This window comes from Chryseobacterium indologenes (assembly GCF_001295265.1).
Taxonomy (GTDB): Bacteria; Bacteroidota; Bacteroidia; order Flavobacteriales; family Weeksellaceae; genus Chryseobacterium; species Chryseobacterium indologenes_A.
In genome coordinates this window covers 376,167-397,508 of record NZ_LJOD01000002.1, presented here as the reverse complement: position 1 = coordinate 397,508, position 21,342 = coordinate 376,167, and the positions used below count along the sequence as shown (strand labels likewise).

General features: G+C 37.9%; 18 protein-coding genes. 8 read left to right on the top strand and 10 right to left on the bottom strand.

Annotation, left to right across the window (positions count from 1 at the left end; genetic code table 11):
• Window positions 1-128 precede the first annotated feature (128 nt).
• From AOB46_RS05830 to nhaA, 4 genes are all read left to right on the top strand, one after another.
• Window positions 129-1,091, top strand: coding sequence for a hypothetical protein (locus tag AOB46_RS05830; RefSeq protein ID WP_131724324.1), 963 nt, complete (start codon window positions 129-131; stop codon window positions 1,089-1,091).
• Between the two features lie 164 nt (window positions 1,092-1,255).
• The gene (locus AOB46_RS05825) at window positions 1,256-1,621 is read left to right on the top strand and encodes a hypothetical protein (RefSeq protein ID WP_062697220.1); all 366 of its coding nucleotides are present in this window, start codon (window positions 1,256-1,258) and stop codon (window positions 1,619-1,621) included.
• Between the two features lie 110 nt (window positions 1,622-1,731).
• Entirely contained in the window at window positions 1,732-3,942 is a 2,211-nt protein-coding gene (locus AOB46_RS05820) for a RelA/SpoT family protein (protein ID WP_062697218.1), read from the top strand.
• Window positions 3,943-3,944: 2 nt separating this feature from the next.
• Entirely contained in the window at window positions 3,945-5,123 is a 1,179-nt protein-coding gene (nhaA, locus tag AOB46_RS05815; protein WP_062697216.1) for a Na+/H+ antiporter NhaA, read from the top strand.
• Here the strand turns inward: nhaA and AOB46_RS05810 are convergent.
• Window positions 5,120-6,133 carry a YihY/virulence factor BrkB family protein gene (locus AOB46_RS05810; RefSeq protein ID WP_062697214.1) on the bottom strand — a complete coding sequence of 338 codons (1,014 nt, stop codon included), beginning with the start codon at window positions 6,131-6,133 and terminating at the stop codon, window positions 5,120-5,122. The genes nhaA and AOB46_RS05810 overlap by 4 nt on opposite strands.
• Window positions 6,134-6,457: 324 nt before the next feature.
• Here AOB46_RS05810 and AOB46_RS05805 point away from each other — a divergent pair, with 324 nt between their 5' ends.
• A complete protein-coding gene (locus tag AOB46_RS05805; protein WP_062697211.1) occupies window positions 6,458-6,931 on the top strand; it encodes a 23S rRNA (pseudouridine(1915)-N(3))-methyltransferase RlmH in 474 nt (157 codons plus the stop codon).
• Between the two features lie 20 nt (window positions 6,932-6,951).
• On the opposite strand, the gene AOB46_RS05800 is transcribed toward AOB46_RS05805, so the two are convergent.
• The 4 genes from AOB46_RS05800 to AOB46_RS05785 all read right to left on the bottom strand — a co-directional run bounded on the left by AOB46_RS05800 (window position 6,952) and on the right by AOB46_RS05785 (window position 9,226).
• On the bottom strand, window positions 6,952-7,419 hold the full coding sequence (locus tag AOB46_RS05800) for a tRNA (cytidine(34)-2'-O)-methyltransferase (protein ID WP_062697210.1): 468 nt from the start codon (window positions 7,417-7,419) through the stop codon (window positions 6,952-6,954).
• An 86-nt stretch (window positions 7,420-7,505) separates the two neighbouring features.
• Window positions 7,506-8,318, bottom strand: a complete 813-nt coding sequence (locus AOB46_RS05795; RefSeq protein ID WP_062697207.1) for a tetratricopeptide repeat protein — start codon at window positions 8,316-8,318, stop codon at window positions 7,506-7,508.
• Window positions 8,315-8,881, bottom strand: a complete 567-nt coding sequence (locus AOB46_RS05790) for a phosphatase PAP2 family protein (protein ID WP_062697205.1) — start codon at window positions 8,879-8,881, stop codon at window positions 8,315-8,317. The genes AOB46_RS05795 and AOB46_RS05790 overlap by 4 nt, the downstream gene beginning before the upstream one ends.
• Window positions 8,882-8,884: 3 nt before the next feature.
• Entirely contained in the window at window positions 8,885-9,226 is a 342-nt protein-coding gene (locus AOB46_RS05785; RefSeq protein WP_062697203.1) for a twin-arginine translocase TatA/TatE family subunit, read from the bottom strand.
• 353 nt (window positions 9,227-9,579) lie between these two features.
• Here AOB46_RS05785 and AOB46_RS05780 point away from each other — a divergent pair, with 353 nt between their 5' ends.
• On the top strand, window positions 9,580-10,524 hold the full coding sequence (locus AOB46_RS05780) for a hypothetical protein (RefSeq protein ID WP_062697201.1): 945 nt from the start codon (window positions 9,580-9,582) through the stop codon (window positions 10,522-10,524).
• Window positions 10,525-10,632: 108 nt separating this feature from the next.
• Here the strand turns inward: AOB46_RS05780 and AOB46_RS05775 are convergent, their stop codons facing one another.
• The 3 genes from AOB46_RS05775 to AOB46_RS05765 form a co-directional block, all read right to left on the bottom strand.
• The gene (locus AOB46_RS05775; protein ID WP_062697199.1) at window positions 10,633-11,859 is read right to left on the bottom strand and encodes a TCR/Tet family MFS transporter; all 1,227 of its coding nucleotides are present in this window, start codon (window positions 11,857-11,859) and stop codon (window positions 10,633-10,635) included.
• A 135-nt stretch (window positions 11,860-11,994) separates the two neighbouring features.
• Window positions 11,995-12,264 (bottom strand): hypothetical protein, encoded by a 270-nt coding sequence (locus tag AOB46_RS05770; RefSeq protein ID WP_062697197.1) that lies wholly within the window; start codon window positions 12,262-12,264, stop codon window positions 11,995-11,997.
• 267 nt (window positions 12,265-12,531) lie between these two features.
• Window positions 12,532-15,426, bottom strand: a complete 2,895-nt coding sequence (locus tag AOB46_RS05765; protein WP_062697194.1) for a protein translocase subunit SecDF — start codon at window positions 15,424-15,426, stop codon at window positions 12,532-12,534.
• Window positions 15,427-16,133: 707 nt separating this feature from the next.
• Here AOB46_RS05765 and AOB46_RS05760 point away from each other — a divergent pair.
• Window positions 16,134-16,862, top strand: coding sequence for a hypothetical protein (locus AOB46_RS05760; RefSeq protein WP_131724323.1), 729 nt, complete (start codon window positions 16,134-16,136; stop codon window positions 16,860-16,862).
• A gap of 330 nt (window positions 16,863-17,192) precedes the next feature.
• Window positions 17,193-18,563, top strand: a complete 1,371-nt coding sequence (locus AOB46_RS05755; RefSeq protein WP_062697189.1) for a PQQ-dependent sugar dehydrogenase — start codon at window positions 17,193-17,195, stop codon at window positions 18,561-18,563.
• A 139-nt stretch (window positions 18,564-18,702) separates the two neighbouring features.
• On the opposite strand, the gene AOB46_RS05750 is transcribed toward AOB46_RS05755, so the two are convergent.
• Both AOB46_RS05750 and hemN read right to left on the bottom strand, forming a co-directional pair.
• Complete coding sequence (locus AOB46_RS05750; RefSeq protein WP_062697187.1) at window positions 18,703-19,911, bottom strand: hypothetical protein; 1,209 nt, start codon at window positions 19,909-19,911, stop codon at window positions 18,703-18,705.
• A gap of 6 nt (window positions 19,912-19,917) precedes the next feature.
• The gene (gene hemN, locus AOB46_RS05745; protein ID WP_062697185.1) at window positions 19,918-21,276 is read right to left on the bottom strand and encodes an oxygen-independent coproporphyrinogen III oxidase; all 1,359 of its coding nucleotides are present in this window, start codon (window positions 21,274-21,276) and stop codon (window positions 19,918-19,920) included.
• Window positions 21,277-21,342: the final 66 nt, after the last annotated feature.

The window sequence follows — 21,342 nt, the reverse complement described above, 5'->3', positions numbered from 1 at the left end:
TTTTTTGTTCTATAATCTCCCGCAGACTTCATTTATTTATAAATCACCCTCAGATTTTGCGGATCGGGGCAGATTTTATACTGAAAATATGCAAATAAACTCCCAACACTTCGTCAAAAGTATTATTTTTGAAGACCATGAAATATATCCTGATTACCGCTGTTCTTGCATTATTATTTTGCTGCAGTAAAGAGAAACAGACTGAGAAGAAAATTGTAAAAATTTTCGAAGCTGACCATTGTTATGAGCAGATGATGATCAATGACAGCCTGCCACCCCAAATATCTTATCTGAACACAACCGCCTTCAGAGAAAAAATAAAAAAAGAGAATCTGAAGCCATTCTACACTGCAGACCTTAACCATGACGGTATAGATGATTATGTGGTTAATATTAAACAGAAAAAAGAATATATGGGCAAGGAAATAGCAATTAACGTTTTTCCACTTAACATTTGTGACGGTATGGGAAATATTGCTATTGCTTTGAGCCAAAAATCCGGAAAGTACAGGATATTCAATCCTTATAAGGATATGAATGAAGAACCCATCGCTGTAAAAATTTCCCCGGACGGAAAGTTCATTCACGTTTTAAGGGTAAAATACACCCCTTCAAGAAATGTAGATTATAAAGATTTTTACGAGACCGATGTTTTAACAATTAAAAACAATGTTACCACGGAATACATCAAAACCATTCAAAAGCATACGATTAATGAAGTGAAAATAGAACTTGACGGAAAATTCTTTATGACACTGGATTTTAAGGAGAAAAAAATGTATCTGGATAATACCCGGCTTAATCAGATGGATACGGAAAAAACCTACTTCAAAAAAATCTCAGAAGAAGATGAAAAAAAGCTTCTGACGCTTCTTAATGATATGGATTTCACCAATATTGATAATTCAGAAAACACTCCGATTAAAAATTTTGGAAATTATTTTCTCGATATCAACTATGACCAGGACCAAAATAAAGAGATCTGGAATTATGGTAAAAACGGAGGACTGAGAACCATGAACTTTTATGACCAGATCATCCTGTATATTTACCAGTTTGGCTGGACGGAATACGAGTACATGAACGATTAATCAATTAAAGCCTCCGCAAAATTAAACACCTGTTCAATAGACATCATCAAACATATTAACAATATATTATAGATAAAATAGCAAATAATCAATTTTACTGAAATTTAATCAATGTTATTGAAAAATATTTATTACCTTTAAGTATAAATTTAAAACTATTGCTTATGTCAAATATATTAGCTGGGGTATTTGCACATCACAGCGATTACAAAAAGCTTGAAGCCGATCTGGAAAATTCAGGATTTGGAGATTCAGATTACATCATATACTTAAACAGTGGTTCTGAACATGCTCAATATCTCGCGAGTGTTGCGGTAAAAGATAATAACCAAACTGATAATGCCCGAAATGTTTTCAGCGAAAATTCAGTAATGAAAACTTATTTGCTCGAGAATATGAGTATTGAGCAGGCGAATTATGATCATATTAAAAGATTTATTGACGCCAGGAACAGAGCAGAAATCCATAACAGCCCTGATGTGAAGATAAAGGCATCAAGCAGCGGCATGGACTCAGAAGTGAAATTCTGACACAAACATAAAACCTAATAACCGTAATCCGCAGAGCGTTCTGCGGATTTTTTATGTTTGAAAAGTTTAAAAAATTTCGTATTTTCGTTTAAATATAGGCATTAGCACAAATGAGTTACGATTTAGAACAGGAAAACAAAGAGATCCTTGCCCGTTATAAGGATCTGATTTCTAATACATACAGAACACTGGATGAGGAAAATAACAAACTCATCCGCAAGGCATTCGATATTGCGCTGGATGCCCATAAGGATCAAAGGAGAAAATCCGGAGAGCCTTACATCTATCACCCTATTGCAGTTGCTAAAATTGTAGCGACTGAAATTGGCCTTGGAGCAACTTCCATTGCCTGTGCCCTTTTGCATGATGTAATAGAAGATTCAGACTATACCTATGAAGACCTGAAAAAGATTTTCGGAGAAAAAATCGCCAACATTGTAAACGGGCTCACGAAGATCTCCATCATGAATCACCAGAACATATCTGTACAGTCTGAAAATTACAGGAAACTGCTTCTGACCTTATCCGAGGATTTCAGAGTTATCCTGATTAAAATTGCAGACCGTCTTCACAATATGCGAACCCTGGAAAGCATGGCTCCGGACAAGCAGAAAAAAATTGCTTCCGAAACCGTTTATATTTACGCTCCCATGGCACACCGCCTTGGACTGTACAACATAAAATCTGAGCTGGAAGACCTTTCTTTAAAGTATAATAATCCTGAGGTTTACAATGAGATCACTGAAAAACTGGAACTTGCCAAAGAAAGTCGTGAGCGTTATATTGAAGAGTTCAAAACGGAAGTTTCAGAAAGGTTAAAGGAAGAAGGATTAAACTTTACGATCAAAGGCCGGGCAAAAGCCATTTCTTCCATTTACAGGAAAATGCTGAAACAAGGGGTTTCTTTTGAGGAAGTCTTTGATAATTATGCCATCAGGATTATTTACAAATCCGATGCAAAAAATGAAAAATTCCTGGCCTGGAAGATCTACTCTATTGTAACAGATGTTTACCACAGTAATCCATCGAGGATGAGAGACTGGATCACACAGCCGCGTTCTACGGGGTATGAAAGTCTCCATTTAACAGTGCTCGGGCCGGATAAAAAATGGATTGAGGTTCAGATCCGTTCAGAAAGAATGGACGAGATCGCTGAAAAAGGAGTTGCAGCCCATTATAAATACAAGGAAGGCTATAAACAAAGCACCGACGACCGGAATTTTGAAAAATGGGTTACTGAGATCCGTGAAGTTCTTGAACAACAGCAGAACCTTTCTACATCAGAGCTTTTAGATAATATTAAGCTTAATTTATATGCAAAAGAAGTATTTGTCTTTACCCCTAAAGGTGAGATCAAAATTCTTCCTACCAATGCAACAGCACTGGATTTTGCGTTTGCAGTCCACTCTGACCTTGGAATGAAATGTCTGGGAGCTAAGATCAACGGAAAGCTGGTTCCTATTTCGTACACCCTTCAAAACGGGGATCAGGTAGATATCCTGTCTTCCCAGAACCAGAAACCTAAATCTGACTGGCTGGAATTTGTGGTCACTTCAAAGGCCAAATCAAAGATCAAAAGCTACCTGAATTCCCAGAAAAACCAATTGGTAGAGGACGGGAAAGAAATCCTTCAGCGAAAGCTGCGTCATGCTAAAATCAATTTCAACGATGATGAGATCAACAAGCTTCAGAAGTTTTTCAATTTAAAATCATCTCAGGAACTGTTCCTTAAATTCCAGAGCAATGAGCTGGATGCAAGCAGTTTAAGAAAATATATTGAGAGTAAGAACGTATTCAATAATTTACTTTCAAGATTCAGAAAATCCCCTTCCAAAAATCAGCACTTCGAGGAGCCGAAAGAGCAGAATCTTGACATGATTGTTTTCGGTAAAGACGAAGAAAAACTTAACTACAGCTACGCTAAATGCTGTACCGTAATTCCCGGAGACAAGATCTTCGGATTTATTACAATCTCTGACGGTATTAAGGTTCACAGTGATAACTGCCCGAATGCCATCAATCTGAGAGCCCAGTACGACTACCGCGTGATTCCTGCCAAATGGGTGAATGCGGAAAGCTTTAAAAACAGGGTGAAAATTGAAATTGAAGGCCTTGACAGAATGGGTATGATTAATGATATTACTGCCGTAATCAGCGGAAGTATGGGAATGGACATGAAGAGTATGTCTATAGAATCCAACAACGGTGTTTTCACCGGAAACATTAACCTTGAGGTAAAGAACAAAGGACAGCTTGAGGAAACATTTAAAAAACTTAAAGATATCAATGGTGTTTCAAGAGTGAGACGATTACAATCTTAGACATGAATTTAACGCTCTATTTTAAAAAATTTTTCAGCAGCAACCAGTCATCAGGTATTATCCTTATTTTCTGTGTGCTTATTTCATTACTTATTGCCAATTCATCTGCAGGAGAAGCGTTTCAGCATTTCCTGGATAAAGAAGTAGGCACTCATCTTTTCCATCTTACCTACCCTGTCAGCATCTGGATCAATGACGGGCTTATGGCTGTCTTTTTTCTTCTGGTAGGCCTTGAAATAAAAAGAGAGCTGGTGGAAGGTGAACTTTCTTCCTTTAAAAATGCATCACTCCCTATTTTTGCTGCGGTGGGCGGAATGTTGGTTCCCGCTGTGATCTACAGTTTTTTCAACAGTGGAACAGAGTACAGCAGCGGCTGGGGAATCCCGATGGCAACAGATATTGCTTTTTCTCTGGCTATTATTTCTATGCTTGGTAAAAAGATTCCCAACTCTATTAAGATATTTCTGGCTGCATTAGCCATTGTAGATGATTTAGGAGCTATTCTGGTAATTGCTATATTTTATACGGAGCAGATTCACTGGACGTATCTACTATTATCCTTCGGAACGGCAGCACTTCTGTTTGTCCTTAATTTTCTGAAAGTTACCCGTATTATTTTTTATATCATTCCGGGACTTTTCCTGTGGTACTTCCTTCATCATTCAGGAATTCATGCAACAATAGCAGGTGTTCTGCTGGCCTTTTCAATTCCAACAAATGCTTCCAATGTAGAAATATCACCACTGGAAAAACTTGAGCATAAACTTCATTTTCCGGTTAGCTTCCTGATCATGCCTATTTTTGCTTTAACCAATACCAATATTACCTTTTCAAAAGAAATGATGGAAGGGGTAACCAGTACACTTGGGCTGGGAATTATCTGCGGGCTGGTGCTGGGAAAATTACTTGGGATTAACCTGTTTTCATTGATTGCTGTCAAATTAAAGCTAAGTTCACTCCCTCAAAACAGTAACTGGATGCAGATGATTGGAGTAGGATTATTAGCCGGGATAGGATTCACCATGTCGATTTTCATTGCGCTTCTTTCTTTTAAAGACGATATTGCCATTCAGGATGAAGCCAAATTTGCCATTTTAATCGCTTCTTTCCTGGCAGCAGTGTCCGGCTTTCTGATTCTGAGCATGAGCTCTAAAAAAGACCCTGAAGCTATAGAGGATTAGTATTTTTTCTTTTCTTCCAGCTTTCTGCGGTGCTCCTCATCACTTTCCAGATTGGGTTCTGTAACTGCTGCATGATAATGAGCGGTTTCTTTCTGGATTTCATCGGAGAGCAGTTTTTCTATTCTCAGTTTCCTTAGGGCCATATTCAGCTCACTCCCGAACAGAAGCAGATAGACATTAACGTTTACCCAGACCATCAGCAGGATCATACTTCCGATGGATCCATACAGCACATTATACCGGGCTATGTCTTTTACATAGATAGCAAAGATATATGTGGTCAGGACAAACAGGACTGTGGTTAAAACAGCTCCGGGAACAGCCTGCCTGAATCTTGTAATTTTAACGGTTCCCAACCAGTAAAATAAAGTCAGCAGAATAAAATAAAACAGAGGGAAGGAAACAAATCCTATAATTTTGGTAAGGTTATTCACCAGCCACGAAATGTCATAAGCCGGAGTGAAAGGTTTTATGACAACTTCCGCATAATACACCCCGAAAAGCGCAAGAAATACAATAACAATAAAGCCTATTGTGATAAAAAATGAAAGGATAAATTCTTTTACATCACTGAGCTTTTCTTCTGTGTTTTCATTGAACCCGTTGATGAGAGAAAAAGTTCCGTTGGTTGCAAAAATAAGAGCCAGCACAATGGTCAGATTGCTGATTCCCTTCATATTCGGGATAATATTTTTTTCAATATATCCGCGGATGTCCCCTTCCATATTGGATGGAAACACGTTATGCATCAGTACTTCAAAAATATAAAACTGCAGCTTGTCATAATGCGGCATATAGGGCAATACAGACAGCAGGAAGAGAATGAACGGAAATAAACTGATGGTAAAACTCCAGGAAATTGCAGCCGCTTTTCTGCCGATTTTTCCTTTGAAAATCCCCGAAATATAGATCTGGAACATCTGCCACAACGATATTCCCAGAACAGGAATATGTATATTGTCAAAAAATTCCTGAATCTTCAGGATAAATCTTGGAACTTTTATACTCATCTATTTGTTTTAAGGTTCGCTTTACAGTCAATAAAAATCCGGTTTCCACAGAATAAGCGGATATTATTTTAAAGATTTTCAATAAGTCTTCCTACAAATATAAACATTTTCTCCGTCCTTCATTCCCGACCGAGATTAACCAATCTGTATTTATTTTCAGGAATAGATGCACTCCAGCTATTCTAAAGGACAATATATTGCATGAATACTATTTAAAGGTTCAGAAAAATAAAAGATTCCTGCACTCAAAAAGAGTTTCCCGGTTACATGAAGTAGTTTTTTCAGTTTCAAAAAATGGTATCTTTGCATTCTGAAACTTTTTATATGCGAATCGGCCTACTCTGTATCGGAAAAACTGATGATAAGGAAATCACTTCCCTCATCAGCTATTACCTGACCCGTCTTCCCAAACACTGGAATTTCGAAATTACCGAGATCCCGGATGTGAAGAATGCCAAAAACCTGTCTCCAGACCTTCTGAAAAAAGAAGAAGCCAAACTCTTTCTCAATCATATTGACAAGAACGATCTGGTTATTATGCTTGATGAAAAAGGAAAACAGTTTACAAGCCGTGAATTCGCCCAGAAAATTGATACCTGGATGAACTCTTCCGTTAAAAAAGTACATATTCTTATCGGAGGCGCCTATGGCTTTTCAGAAGAAATGTACAGCAGAGCCAACGAAAAGATGTCTCTGTCTAAAATGACCTTTACCCATCAGATGATCCGGCTTTTTATTGTAGAGCAAATCTACCGTGCGGATCAGATTCTACAGGGGAAACCGTACCATAATGATTAAAACCTTCCGTTTCAATTAAACTAAAGTTCCACGCCACATTTCAGACTAACCTGTCTTTTTGCCTCACCCACCACAAAAGCAACAGAATTGGCAATATTAAAACTCCTGATCAGCTTTGACATCGGGATCGTTAAGTGATTTTCAAAACGATCCAAGATTTCTTTGCTTAATCCTACGCTCTCTTTTCCGAAAACCAGCCAGTCACCATCCCGGAAGTCATTTTCAAGATATGATTTATCAGCATGTGAGCTCATAAGGAAAACCCTCGAAAGATCCGGAACATTTTTTACCCACTCTTCAAAGGTAGGATATTCAGTTACATCAAGATGAACCCAGTAATCTAAACCGGAACGCTTCAGGTTTTTATCATTAATCACAAATCCAAAAGGATGAATTAAATGTAATCTGCTTTCAGTACCTACACATAATCTTCCGATATTCCCTGTATTATTGGGAATTTCCGGTTCTACAAGAACAATATTTAGCATTTAATTGTATTGACTTCTTATTGGGCCTTAACGGCTAAAGGTCTTTTCTGTTTAAGGGTTATTAATAATAGTATTGAAATGACTATTTATTTCTTTGCACACTTAGCATAATACTCTGTCAGAACAGCTTTTTCATATCCTAAACTAACTGCTTTATCCAGATTCTCACAGGCTTCTTTAGGTTTTGAAGTGTCAAATAAAACAAGCGCTTTGCTTACATAGGACTGCGCAAATTTCGGATCTATGGAGATGGCTTTATTAGCATCTGCCAGGCTTTCCTTATACTTTTTCATCCTGAAATAAGTATCTGCCCTGCCATTGTACAAAAGAGACTCCGGCTTTTCTGAAATCAGCTGATTGTAGTCTTTTAAAGCACCTTCAAGATCGCCATTGTTTTTTTTAAGATTAGCCAGACCTGTTTTTGCAAAAATATTATCCGGAGCAAAGGTCAGAATCTGTTTAAGATCATTAAGGGCAAGATCTTTTTTACCCTGACCATCGTAGATTTTAGAACGGGTGAGATAAAATTCAGGATTCTCAGGCTCTATTTTAAGTCCTGTAGCGATATATTCCAGAGCTTTGGTCTTACTTCCTTTCTGGCTATGCAGCGAAGCGAGGTTGGCATATACAGAACCGGACATCGGATTAGCTTTTAAAGCAGATTCATAAGACCTGAAAGCGGCCGTTATTTTTCCCAGTCTTCTCTGTGCCGTTCCCAGATTATTGTAGTACTCGGACTGGAACTTCTGGATCTGTTCTTTTTCTGCAAGCTTGGAATACTGTTCTTCAGCACACTTATAGTCTGCTTTTTTTAAACATTCTTCAGCTGTTTTTTTATCCTGTCCGTAAAGGTAGAATGAAGTGCACATCAGTGCGGCAAGTAATAAAGTTTTTTTCATGCGGATATCGTTTGTTTGTTGATTACTTTTTTGGCGAGTGCACCAAATATCACCCCCAATAAAGATCCAACAAACGCCCCCACCAAAATATCTATCGGGAAATGCACTCCTAAATAAATCCGGCTGTAGGAAACCACTATAGCCCATACAAATATAGCATATGGAAACCAATTGAGCTTCTTTTTTAATAAAATACTTAAATAAGCTGCCAAAAAGAAGGTATTGGAAGCATGGGCTGAGTAGAACCCGTACTGCCCTCCGCATTTCACAATCCTCATATAATGCTCCAGAGAAGGATCATGACATGGCCTAAGCCTTGCCACACCGTACTTGAAAACACTGGCAAGCTGATCAGAGACCGTAGCACCAAGTGCAATAAAGATCAGAATAAAAACTAAAGATTTTAGCTTGTAATTTTTATATAAAAAGTAAAGAAATATAATATAAAGCGGAACCCAGATCCAGGTACTTGAAATCAGCATCCAAAGCTGGTCAAAAGAAGGATCGCCCAAATTATTAAGGTATAGGAATACCTTTTTATCTTCCTGAATAATCTCCTCCATACATTATCTGCTTACTGGTCCTTCGTAGGTTTCATCATCGGCAGGCTTTGGTTTAGGAGGTTCATTATTGGGTGTAGAAGAAGGCTCTGTAAGGATATCCTTTTCAATATCCTTCATAGGATTGAAATCTTTGGCTGCATCTTTTACCTTCTCAATTTCACGCTTGATCTCAGAAACCGGGTTATCTGTTTCTTTCATGATCTCGGTTTTGATATCTTCCACTGCACCACGCATTTTTCTTACACCTGCTCCTAAATCACGTGCTATCTGAGGAAGTTTATCCGGGCCGAATAATACAACAATCGCTACCGCGATCAATGCCATTTCTCCAATGCTTAATTCCATGCTGTAAAATTACGAAAGTTTATACACTTATTTACGGTAAACCATAATTTTAAAAAAATTTTAAGATTTGAAAGATAGGAAGATCGAAAACGGAAGGCTGGAATTTACTTTTAGTTAATAAGCACAGATCATCACTTTAAAATTTCAATGTCCAAAAAAAGAGTAAAAACAGATTAATACTTATACTTCCATAGTAAGTATTAAAAAACTATACAAGCTCCGTCTTCTGCAGCAGCTAAACCTGAGACTTTTATATGAACCGGGCTTTATATTAAGAAAATTTAATTCAAATCATAGAGAATTAATTATATTTTTCATTATCTTTATTATTCACAAAATCAAATATATAATTTATGAAAAAGCTATTTACCCCCTTCAGGGTCTTTGCCATAGTGTTGGTAATGACCTTTACAGGCTGTCAGAATGAAAACATTGAAACAGCACAGGAAAATCCGACTGTAAAAGTAACAGCCTCTGATTTGAAAAAAGAAATGAGCCCGGGAGCTCAGGTTATTCCTGAACATGTACAGGTACAATTGAATGATTCAAAGAAAAACCTTGAAAAATATCTGGGTAATGATCTTCAGATCACCGGAACAACTGTTTTAGGTAAACTTTCAACACAGAAAGGCATCGAAATTTCGCAGGAATTAATTTCTGATAAAACCCAGTTTACTGCCGAAGGAAATATTCTTTATCCGGAAACTTTAAAAGTAGGAAAAATCGGAGATTTATATTCCGGAGACCATCTGGCTGAAGCTCAAAAGGGATTAAAAGACGCAGCAGGAGAACAGATTAAAACCGGAACAGAGGTTATTGAAATTTCATGGAACTATAAAGGTGAGGCATTCAATACCCTATGCTTTTATAATGAATCCGGTATCATCTGGGACAACGTATTTGCCGGCCTTATCATTCTGGACAAAAGAGGAACCACGGAGGTTTCACCGTCAGAAAATCAGGCAAAGGTAGCTTCTAAATGGTATAAAGAATGGTGGACTGCAAGCTGGCTCTGGGGATCTAAAAGAGGAGAAACAGGATACAAGATCACCATCTACTATTCCGGCTCTACAGTTTCCAATGTAGATGTGACGGACTGGGGCTATATCAGCTTAGGAAAAGCAAAAAGCGAAAGTAAGGTAACAAAAAGAACAGGTGCTTACGGACAATGCAGATATGCGCTTGGATTGTGTACTCCTACAGGTTCTTTGAGCTTTAATGCCAGTAATTTTTCGGTATCATTCTCAGGATTGGGAAGCAACCTGGTTCATAACGGAACAAAATCACTTTATCCATAGTCATCAGTTCATTATTATATTTTCATTAAAGACGGGGAAGTTCAGTTGAACTTCCCCGTTTTTATATCAAGGCCTCATAAGGCCGCTATGTCTTTAATCAGCTTGATCTTACAGCTTGATCTTTGGCTTCTTTTTAAAAGCATAATACGTGATAACCACACTAATTGCCATTAAAATAAAAGCAAGCAGGAACGGTGCTCCGGCAAATTTAACCTGCGCATCATCTCTTGTAAAATAGTGGAACAGGCTTGTCATTAAGAGTGGTCCTACAATAGACGTTGCGCTCATCAGGCTTGTTAAAGCTCCCTGAAGCTCCCCTTGCTCCTGGGAAGAAACACTTTTGGAAATCATCGACTGGAGTGCCGGTCCGCAGATTCCTCCCAGACAATAAGGAACAAGAATCACAAACATCATCCAGCCCTGGGTGGCAAATGCAAATAAAAACATTCCTATAGCATACAGTATCAATCCGTAATAGATGCTTTTCTGCTCCCCTAACCTTGGTGTAGTCCAGCGTATAAGAAGCCCCTGAACCAAACCTACCAGAAGACCAACTACTCCCAGCGAGATTCCTACCATTCTCGTATCCCATTTAAACTGGAACATGGTAAAGAAATTCCAGTTGCTCTGTACAGCATGCCCGGCAATATAGATTAAAATAAGCGCTACAGTCAAACCTGAAAGTTCAGGATGTTTTCTTAAAAATTTAAAAGAACCAATAGGATTTGCCCGCTTCCAGTCAAACTCTCTTCTCTTATCTTTGTCCAGACTTTCAGGAAGGATAAAGTATCCGTACAGGAAGTTCAGAAGGCAGAGAACTGCTGCGGCATAAAAAGGAACCCTTGCACCGTAATGACCTAAAAAGCCTCCCAATACAGGCCCTATAATAAATCCTAATCCAAAGGCAGCTCCAATCAGGCCGAAATTTTTGGCTCTGTCTTCATCGGTAGAAACATCTGCAATATAAGCACTGGCGGTAGTAATGCTGGCTCCTGTAATTCCTGCGATAATACGTCCCACGAACAACCACCAGATGGTTGGGGCAAGCGCCAGGAAAATATAATCTACAGCAAACCCGAAAAGCGAGATCAGAATAACGGGCCTTCTCCCGTATTTATCACTCAGGTTACCTACTATCGGGGAAAACACAAACTGGGTAAAGGCGTAGGCAAAACCAAGCCAGCCGCTGTATTTAGCTGCTTCACTGATATTGGCATGAATAAGTTCTTCAATCAATTTGGGGACCACAGGAATAATAATTCCCCATCCTGTAATATCAATCAACAATGTTATAAAAATAAAGCCTATAGCTGCTTTTTTCTTAGATTTCTCCATAATCTGCAAAATTAGTCAAATCCTAAAAATAATTGTTCTAAATTATGGATAGTTAATGTTGACAATTAAAGGACGGGAGAATCAAAAGAAGACTCAAGGTGATCAATAAGAAATTGAAGATCTGCAATCATAAACTTAAACGGGTCCATTTGTTTTTTTCCTTCTGCTCAGCTTACCGATAAGCCAATAAACGAATGCAATAAAAAGTATAACAAGAACGGCCAAAATCACATATCCCAGTGTTCCCAGGCTCCACCCAAATGCAAAAAGCACCCCATCTATTTGCCATAGAGGATTAAAAGCTTCAGTATAATCAGGGAACTTATTCAGGATATAAGCTGCGATGGCCAAATAAAGGATAATGGTACTGATTACAATACTCAAAATTAATCTTTTCCAATTCATAAGAGGTATTTATTAAATCCAATTAAAAGTAATCAAAAAGACAACCAAATTTATTCATTCTTCAAATTAAACACACCCCATCAATCATTTTATTGAAAATAAATTAAAAAAAAACATCAAATACAAATAAATTAATTATTAAAATCAATAAAATATATTAAAATTCAAAAATCACACCTCTAAAAGCTGTGTATAGTCTGTCTGGATTGCTTTAAAACAAAAAAGCCCTTCTTTCGAAAGGCTTTTATTAACTTATTGTAGTCTATATTATTTTGAAGCAAGTACTTCTTTATTGGATGTTGTCTTTCCGTGTACCTCCTCTTCTTTTCCTGTTTTAAGGAAGTCGTAAGCAATTGCAGAGGCAATGAAGATAGATGAATACGTACCAAATCCGATACCGATAAGCATTGCAAACATAAATCCTCTTAAGTTATCGCCACCGAAGATGAAGATCGCCAGGATCACAAGGATGGTTGTAAATGAAGTGTTAAATGTTCTACCTAACGTACTGGAGATAGAGTCATCAAATAATCCTGCCAATGTTAACGATTTCTTCTCTCTTAAATATTCCCTGATTCTGTCAAAGATAATCACGGTATCGTTAATTGAGTATCCTAATACCGTAAGGATCGCTGCAATGAAATCCTGGTTGATTTCCATATTGAACGGCATATATTTGTGAAGAAGCGAGTATGCTCCCAGAATAATTACCGCATCGTGGAACAACGCTGCCACTGCACCAAGAGAGAACTGCCATTTTCTGAATCGTACAAGAATGTAGATAAAGATTCCGGCTAAAGCAGCTACTACCGCAAGAATACCGTGCGTTTTGATATCGTCTGCCACTGTAGGACCTACTTTTTCAGAGGAAATAATTCCGGCATGATCTTTATCCGCAGATTTGAAATCTGTCAGGCTGATTCCGGCAGGAAGGTTAGATTTCAGTCCTTCATATAATTTCTGTTCAACAATCTGGTCAGCTTTTAAAGATTCATCTTCAATAAGGTAATCTGTAGAGATCTTCAATTGTCTGTCATTTCCGAAAGTTTTAGCTTCCACAGAAGAATTTTTCCCGTCTTTAGTTTGGAAGATCTTAGTCAGGTTTTCTTCAATATCGTTAGCGTTAACTGTTTTATCAAATCTCACTACATAGTTTCTACCACCAGTGAAATCGATACCGAATTTAAATCCGTGTGTTACGATTGAAACTATACAAACTACCGTTAAAACAGCAGAAATAATGTATGCATATTTTCTCTTTCCGATAAAGTCAATCCAGGTGTTTCTGAACAGGTTCTTGGTAGGAGCAGTCCATACAGAAAGACCTTTTCCTTTATCCAGTCTGCTGAAGATCATTACTCTTGAAAGAAGTACTGAAGTGAACAATGTCATAACAATACCAATCATCAGCGTTAAGGCAAACCCTTTAATAGGTCCTGTTCCGAAGAAGAATAGCACAACAGCAGTCAGTAACGTAGTTGTGTGACCATCAATAATTGCATTTAAAGCGTGTTTGAAACCATCTTTATAAGCTTCTAAGATGCTCTTTCCTGCAAATAATTCCTCTTTGGTTCTTTCATAGATGATTACGTTGGTATCTACCGCCATGGCCATTGTAAGAACAATACCTGCAATACCAGGCAGCGTAAGCGTAAAGTCACCGGAATCCATAATTCCGAAGATGTAGAATAAGTTGATGATCATTGCAATCACCGCATATACTCCGGCACCACCGTAATAGAAAATGATATAAACGATAATGATAAGGAATGCAATAGCAAATGAAATCATCCCCGCATTAATAGATTCCTGTCCTAAAGACGGACCTACCTGCGTAGCCTGAACCACTTTTGCACCTGCCGGTAATTTACCTGCTCCCAAAACGTCTACCAGTTCTTTAGCTTCTTCCTGAGAGAAGTTACCAGAGATCTGAGTTCTTCCGTCTGGAATAGCGCTAACAACATTCGGAGCTGTGTATACTCTGTTGTCAAGAGTTACCGCTACAGGCTTCCCTACGTTTTTCTCTGTTAAAATTTTCCATTCTTTAGCTCCTTTGGAATCCATCTGCATGTCTACCACTACTCTTCCAAGTTCATCGTAACTGATGTTCGCAGTTTCTACCGCACCATCTACCGGAGCTTTCTGATTGATGTTACTTCTGATTGCATACAATACCAAATCATCAGGGCTTGTAGCTTCAGGTTTGTAACCCCAAATAAACTGTGTATATTTAATATTAGCCGGACGTAAAGACTGCGCTACTTTGCTGTTTAAGATCTTGTTTACAACAGCTGTGTCAGATAATTTTACATTGGCTACCCCATTGCTTCTTAATTTGTCAAGCTGCAGAAGGTTCATGAAGTTAATGTTTTTCTTAACTCCCATAGAATCTCCTTTTGCGCTCACCATAGCTGTTAAATTCTGGAAATAAGGAGCGATTTCAGGAACCTGTTGTACTTCCCAGAACTGAAGTTTTGCTGAAGTCTGAAGCATCTTTTTCACTTTATCGATGTCCTTCATCCCTGGCATTTCAACTGAGATTCTGGCTGTACCAGGCACTCTCTGAACGTTAGGCTGGATAGCCCCCAGCTTATCAATCCTTGTTCTGATTACCTCAAAAGCAGTACCTACAGAAAGATCAATTCTTCTTTTAACAATGCTCTTTACCTGATCATCAGAAGTATTGTATTTGATCTCAGACAGATTGGTATTTCCAAAAAGTTCAGGATCAGCAAGTTTAAGGTTGGTTCCTTTTGCTTTGTTAATCACATCAAACTGTTCGAAGAAATTGTCGATGTAAGGTTTTGTAGAATTTTTCTGAACCTCATCAGTTTTGTTCAAAGCTTCAATAAGAACAGGATTGGTAGAATAATTGGTAAGATCATTCACCAGGTCTCTCTGGTTGATCTCCAACAGCACGTTGATCCCCCCTTTCAGGTCAAGACCAAGTTTCATTTCCTTGTCCTTTGCTTTTGAATAGTAAAGCTTTGTATAAACGAGATTAAGAGTATCCTCTTTGATCCTTTTGATCTCTTTCTCGTTCCCATTCGCAGCTTCAATCTGCGATTCAATTTTGCTGGCGTACCAGGTTGGCAACAGCTCGTTTAAGCATATCAGCCCTAGCACAATAGCAACAATTGTAATAAGTCCTTTTCCTTGCATTTTGTTATAACTACGTTAAATTAAGTCGGCAAATATAATGATTTTCTTGATATTTTATGAATTTTTTAACAACAGAAATGGTTTATTTTCAGATATATCGGTGTTTTAATTTCTATTTAAGATTTAACAATCTTTTCAAAGTATTGTCACAATGTCTTAAAAATTTAACACCACAAAACGTCATCAACATAATAATAATCAATATATTATAAAAAGCTTATTTATATTTTTTATTCTTAGGCTTAAATCCTGAAAATCCTAACTAAAGAAAAGTTGGTTTTGATGGCTTCATAAAGATATAGTGAATACAATCTGTCATTTAAGCAGGTTTCCTCTTAAGCAAAATAAAGCGGTATGTCTGTTTTTAAAATTTAGAATAAAAATACAATCATTCTGTTTCCTTTTAAGATTTAAAATAAAACTTAGAGTAAAAGCGCATCCATTTTTACAAAAAAACAAGTAATAGAATTATAAAATTTAGAGATTAATAAAAAATAACAAAACAAAAAAAGTAAAAATCTATTAATCAATATTTTACAATCAACAAAATAACACTTTTAGTACCATAATTACAATTATAATAACAATTATTAACAAAAAAAATAGAGCTATAAAAAGATTATCTGCCTAATATTATCCAATAAATTGGTAAACACCAGAACTGTTCTCATAAAACCACATAAAAACATAAATTTTAAAAAAAATACATGAAAAAACAATTAATTTATTTAGTTGCATTTTTACCCATGATCGGTATGAAAGCGCAGGTAGGAGTAAATACTAATACCCCAAAAGCCACACTGGATGTTACAGCAAAAGCAGACAACACCTTACCTGAAGGGATGCTCGCTCCCAGGCTTACCAGAGCACAGCTAACCGCTAAAGGAGAATCTATGTATACTGCTGATCAAAATGGTACAATAGTCTATATTACAGATATAAGTGGAGGAAATACAACCGGCCAGCGGGTAAGGGTGACTCATCCCGGATATTATTACTTTGACAGCGGGGAAAATATCTGGAAAACTTTTTTACCACCCATAACGCAGGGAATAAAAACCCAGCTTGTCAATGACGGAACTCAGCTTCCTTCCAGAAACACAATTGGCAGCACTCCTGTACAAGTGGCGAACGGAACTTTTACTTCACAGCAGGGAGGCTTGCTACTTTTTGTCGGTAACGGGGCAATGTCTGTAACCATGGGTAGTGTAACTGTCGGATACGAACTCTGGATTGATAATGTATTCGCTGATAAATCCTATACTTATTATGACAATGCCGGTAAACTTTATCTGGCTTTAAACTTCCCTATAGTAGGAATAAGCAAAGGCAGCCATACCTGGTCACTCAGAATAAACGGAAATACTTCAAACAATAATAATTCTTTTGTAGACTCTAATCATAGGCTTAGTTTTAAAGTAACTGAAGTTTTTTAAAATTTTATTACCCATTTCCTCATTCAATATGATGTATAGATAAGTAGTAAAGTCAAATTGCTGAGATTTTCTAAATTGTCGAAAGAATTGCATCTCTAAAGCCAGCCTTTAACAGGTTGGCTTTATTTATATTCCAAACAAACTCTTTTACAGCACGACGCACTAATAATAAAAAATTATTAAAATTCCCACATTTATTCCAGACTATTCAGAATAGTTAACGGAGATATTTCAAGACTTTACATTTTTGTGATATTCTGATAAAATTTTCAAAATTTGATTGGTATAAAATTTTCATTCTAATTTCAACACACTAATCATCAATATATTATGAAAAAACTACTTTTTACCATCAGTATTTTTTCTTCTTTAATGGTTAATTCTCAAAGCATTAATCTGGAAGAATTTGCATCCGGTCTTACCAGTCCCGTGGAAATTACCAACGCCGGAGACAGCCGTCTTTTCGTTGTACAACAGAACGGAATCATTAAGATCCTTCAGCCGAACGGCAGTGCCAACGGAGCAGATTTTCTGAACATCAGTACGAAGGTCAGCTTCAATGGGGAAAGAGGTCTGCTGGGGCTTGCCTTTCACCCTCAGTATTCCTCAAACGGATATTTCTTTGTGTATTATAATAATACTGCAGGAAATATTATTGTAGCGCGGTATACCGTAAGCTCTACTAATCCCGATGTGGCTGATCCAGCTTCTGAAAAAATCCTGCTGAATATTCCCAAACCTTTCGACAATCATAATGGTGGAAGCATCCATTTTACTCCTGACGGAAACCTATGGATCGTTACCGGAGACGGTGGAAGTGGCGGAGATCCTAATAATAATGCTCAAAACAAGAATTCTCTTTTAGGAAAAATGCTGAGAATAGATGTAAATTCTTCAGGACCCTATAATATCCCTGCGGGAAATCCGTTCGCAGGAGCAGGTGTTGACGGAGCGGACGAAATCTGGGCATATGGCCTCAGAAACGCCTGGAAATGGTCTTTTGACCTTACTTCCGGAAATGTGATGATTGCTGATGTAGGCCAGGGAGCTATAGAAGAAATCAACAGGGTTCCGATCACACAGGCCGGAGTTAATTATGGCTGGCGCTGCTATGAAGGTAACAATGCCTATAATACAAACGGATGTCCGGGAATGGCAACAATGACTTTTCCGGTTGCGGTATATAATCATTCCGGAGGAAGATGTTCTATTACCGGAGGCTATGTTTACAGAGGAAACCAGTATCCTTCACTTCAGGGGAAATATTTTTTTGCCGACTACTGCTCTACCCAGATCGGAATCATGAATCCTGATAATTCCATTGTGTGGACAGCCGCAAGTTCAGGGAATAATTTTTCCACTTTCGGACAGGATTTCCAAAAGGAGCTTTATGTAGCAGCTGTTACCAGCGGAAAAATCTTTAAAATTACAACAGGAACTTTAGCCGTAGGAGAAACCGATTATGAAAGCCCAGTAAGAATCCATCCTAACCCTGCTTCTGAAAAAGTTTTTATTGAAGGATTCAATGAAAAAAGACGCTCAGCAGATCTCATCAGCACCGAAGGGAAAATAGTTCTGGAGAATGCTAAAATTGAAAACGACAACAGTATTAATATTACAGGGATTCCCACCGGAACATATTACCTGATCTTAAAATCCGGAGATATCAAATCTTACAGTCAGAAACTTATTGTGGAATGATTGATCACGTAGGAAGAGGGAGACCGGGGATGGAAGTTCCAGAAAGCCTGAAATATAAAACTCTGCTTTATTATTCAGGAAATTCACAATCAACAGATAAAAATCTACTACCCGGCTATCTTTTAAAACTACAGAAATTTCAGTCCCGGTTACCTTTTTCCGGGGCTTTTTTATACAGATACCATAAGATTGAAAATATAGGAATCAGCAAAATCACTCTCACTGGGGTTGAAAATCTTTCCGTTTCATGTTCAAAAAGAAAATTAGGGACCAGGGATACCAAAGCTATTGAAATTAAGAAAAAGGAAATTTCAAATAAAGACAGCCTGTTATCATGCTGATGGTTCGCGGTGCATTTACCACATAAAATCCAGAACCCTGTAAAAAGAATAACAAACGGAAAACTCCATATTCTGAATATGTCCCAGGCAATTGAGTGTAGAAGTAATGGCGATGCTGATACTGCGGCAAGCCATAAAAGAACATATATATTTATTTTGCTGAACAGCTTATACACCATATACGCCATAAAAAGTAAAGGAATTCCATATTTGACGGTTGCTATGGAAAGAAAAACCCTCTTCAGGAAATAAGGGACTTCACTTTTCAGGTAACTGCCAAACCCCTCGGTATAAGCAGCAGCCACTGAATTGGCGACTCCTTTCCTGATCAACCCGGTATCCTGAAGATACTGATAGATAAATTCTCGATTGTTTTGTCCGTACAATTCCTGATAAAAAGATACCGAAACCGTTGCAACAATAGGCAACAATAAATAAGCTCCAGCTTTTTTCAACAGATGAGAACTAAAGGTGAATTTATTATCCCTGACCTCATTCACCAGCAATGCAAAAAAACTGATCGGAATCATCAGAACAAAGGAAACCTCATGGGCAATAATACAGAATACCGTAATCAATGAAGCCAGCAGAATTTTTTTATGCAGGATCAGGTAAACAGACAATAAGGTCATCAAGAAGATCAGGTGATCAAAATAGCCTATAAGGTGAGCAGAAAGTATGGTATACTGTGATAAAAAGAATATCACATAGAACAGAACTTTCTCAATACTGTAATTTTCCCAGGTATTTTTAACCGCAATAATCAGTAACACAGCATAAAGTAAAATGAGTATTACGGATGATACAATCAGGATATTGAATTCATTTTTTTCGAAAAAGAACCCAAAAATTTCTCCTATCAGCCCCCTTTTAATGAATCCGAAACGGTAATCCATCAGCCAGTGGGCCACTGCCCATTTATTGGGAGTCCTTATTGTCTTAAAAACACTGAAAGACAACGCAAACAGATACAGGAAAGCAATGAGAAACTTATGATTTCTGCCCATCAGTTACTAAATGGTCATAGAGAAAATTCTTGTCTCCGGTTTATTTCTCATCATTCTAAGGTCGAAAACCATTGCTACATTTCTTGTAAAAGCTCTTCCCTTTTCTGTAATTTTTATCTGGTTATTACTGATCTCCACCAGTTCATCAGTTTCCATTTCCTTCAGCATTTCCAGGGCATTATCCAGTTCCGGGAAAGAATTTCCGGCATCAAAAGACGTTTCAAGCTGGCACATCAGGTTCAGAATATGTCTTCTTACGGTAAGGTCTTCTTCGTTAAGGATATGGCCTTTTACCACAGGAATCTGCCCTTCTTCCACGGCTTTCTGATATTCTTCCACCGTTTTTACATTCTGGGCAAATGCGTACCATGAATCGGAGATTGCAGACATTCCCAATCCAACCATCAGCTGGGTATTGCTTGATGTGTAGCCCATAAAATTCCTGTGCAGTTTTTTGTGGATCAGAGACTGATACAGATCATCATGTTCGAGGGAAAAATGGTCCATTCCCACTTCAATATACCCCAGATCCTGAAGAAGTTTTTTACCGTCTTCGTACAGGCGGCGCTTTTCTTCTCCGCTTGGAAGGTCATTTTCATCAAAACCCCTTTGTCCTACTCCTTTAACCCACGGAACGTGGGCATAGGAATAAAAAGCTAAACGATCAGGTTTCAGTTCCATAGTCTTGCGGATTGTATGCTCCATAGCCTCCCAGGTTTGATGCGGAAGCCCGAAAACAAGATCATGACTGATCCCTCTGTAACCGATCTCTTTAGCCCATTCCGTAACATTTTTCACGTTTTCAAAGGGCTGGATTCTGTTAATTGCTTTCTGTACCTTAGGATCATAATCCTGTACGCCGAAGCTTACCCTTCTGAATCCAAGATCATATAACGTCTGCAAATGCTCTCTGGTAGTATTATTCGGGTGTCCTTCAAAAGAAAACTCCGGATACTCTGCAATATCCACGGTTTCAAAAATTCCCTCAAGCAATATTTTCAGATTGGCAGGAGAAAAAAATGTAGGAGTTCCTCCTCCCAGGTGTAATTCTTTCAGCTTTGGTCTTTCATTAAAAAGATCAAGATACAGCTTCCATTCTTTTAACACACTTTCCAGATAAGGCGTTTCAACGCTGTGCTGTTTGGTGATACGCTTGTGGCAGGCACAGAATGTACACAATGCCTCACAGAAAGGCAAATGGATATAAATAGAAATTCCCTCCTCTGCATTGCTCTCATGAAAAGACCTGATCACACTTTCCTTCCATTTCTCCGGTGAAAACGTGGTTTCATCCCAATACGGAACAGTAGGATAAGAAGTGTAACGCGGTCCGGGAATATTGTATTTATCTATTAAAGAGTTCATCTTGAAAATTAAAATTTTATTGGAAGATGAAATTCAGCTTCATCAGATTCCATCCTGCAAAATTAA

Excerpts from the sequence above, each read along its gene's own strand:
- AOB46_RS05825 (WP_062697220.1), top strand. The coding sequence starts at position 1,256 with ATGTCAAATATATTAGCTGGGGTATTTGCACATCACAGCGATTACAAA.
- AOB46_RS05820 (WP_062697218.1), top strand. The coding sequence starts at position 1,732 with ATGAGTTACGATTTAGAACAGGAAAACAAAGAGATCCTTGCCCGTTAT.
- nhaA (WP_062697216.1), top strand. The coding sequence starts at position 3,945 with ATGAATTTAACGCTCTATTTTAAAAAATTTTTCAGCAGCAACCAGTCA.
- AOB46_RS05810 (WP_062697214.1), bottom strand. The coding sequence starts at position 6,133 with ATGAGTATAAAAGTTCCAAGATTTATCCTGAAGATTCAGGAATTTTTT.
- AOB46_RS05805 (WP_062697211.1), top strand. The coding sequence starts at position 6,458 with ATGCGAATCGGCCTACTCTGTATCGGAAAAACTGATGATAAGGAAATC.
- AOB46_RS05800 (WP_062697210.1), bottom strand. The coding sequence starts at position 7,419 with ATGCTAAATATTGTTCTTGTAGAACCGGAAATTCCCAATAATACAGGG.
- AOB46_RS05795 (WP_062697207.1), bottom strand. The coding sequence starts at position 8,318 with ATGAAAAAAACTTTATTACTTGCCGCACTGATGTGCACTTCATTCTAC.
- AOB46_RS05790 (WP_062697205.1), bottom strand. The coding sequence starts at position 8,881 with ATGGAGGAGATTATTCAGGAAGATAAAAAGGTATTCCTATACCTTAAT.
- AOB46_RS05785 (WP_062697203.1), bottom strand. The coding sequence starts at position 9,226 with ATGGAATTAAGCATTGGAGAAATGGCATTGATCGCGGTAGCGATTGTT.
- AOB46_RS05780 (WP_062697201.1), top strand. The coding sequence starts at position 9,580 with ATGAAAAAGCTATTTACCCCCTTCAGGGTCTTTGCCATAGTGTTGGTA.
- AOB46_RS05775 (WP_062697199.1), bottom strand. The coding sequence starts at position 11,859 with ATGGAGAAATCTAAGAAAAAAGCAGCTATAGGCTTTATTTTTATAACA.
- AOB46_RS05770 (WP_062697197.1), bottom strand. The coding sequence starts at position 12,264 with ATGAATTGGAAAAGATTAATTTTGAGTATTGTAATCAGTACCATTATC.
- AOB46_RS05765 (WP_062697194.1), bottom strand. The coding sequence starts at position 15,426 with ATGCAAGGAAAAGGACTTATTACAATTGTTGCTATTGTGCTAGGGCTG.
- AOB46_RS05760 (WP_131724323.1), top strand. The coding sequence starts at position 16,134 with ATGAAAAAACAATTAATTTATTTAGTTGCATTTTTACCCATGATCGGT.
- AOB46_RS05755 (WP_062697189.1), top strand. The coding sequence starts at position 17,193 with ATGAAAAAACTACTTTTTACCATCAGTATTTTTTCTTCTTTAATGGTT.
- AOB46_RS05750 (WP_062697187.1), bottom strand. The coding sequence starts at position 19,911 with ATGGGCAGAAATCATAAGTTTCTCATTGCTTTCCTGTATCTGTTTGCG.
- hemN (WP_062697185.1), bottom strand. The coding sequence starts at position 21,276 with ATGAACTCTTTAATAGATAAATACAATATTCCCGGACCGCGTTACACT.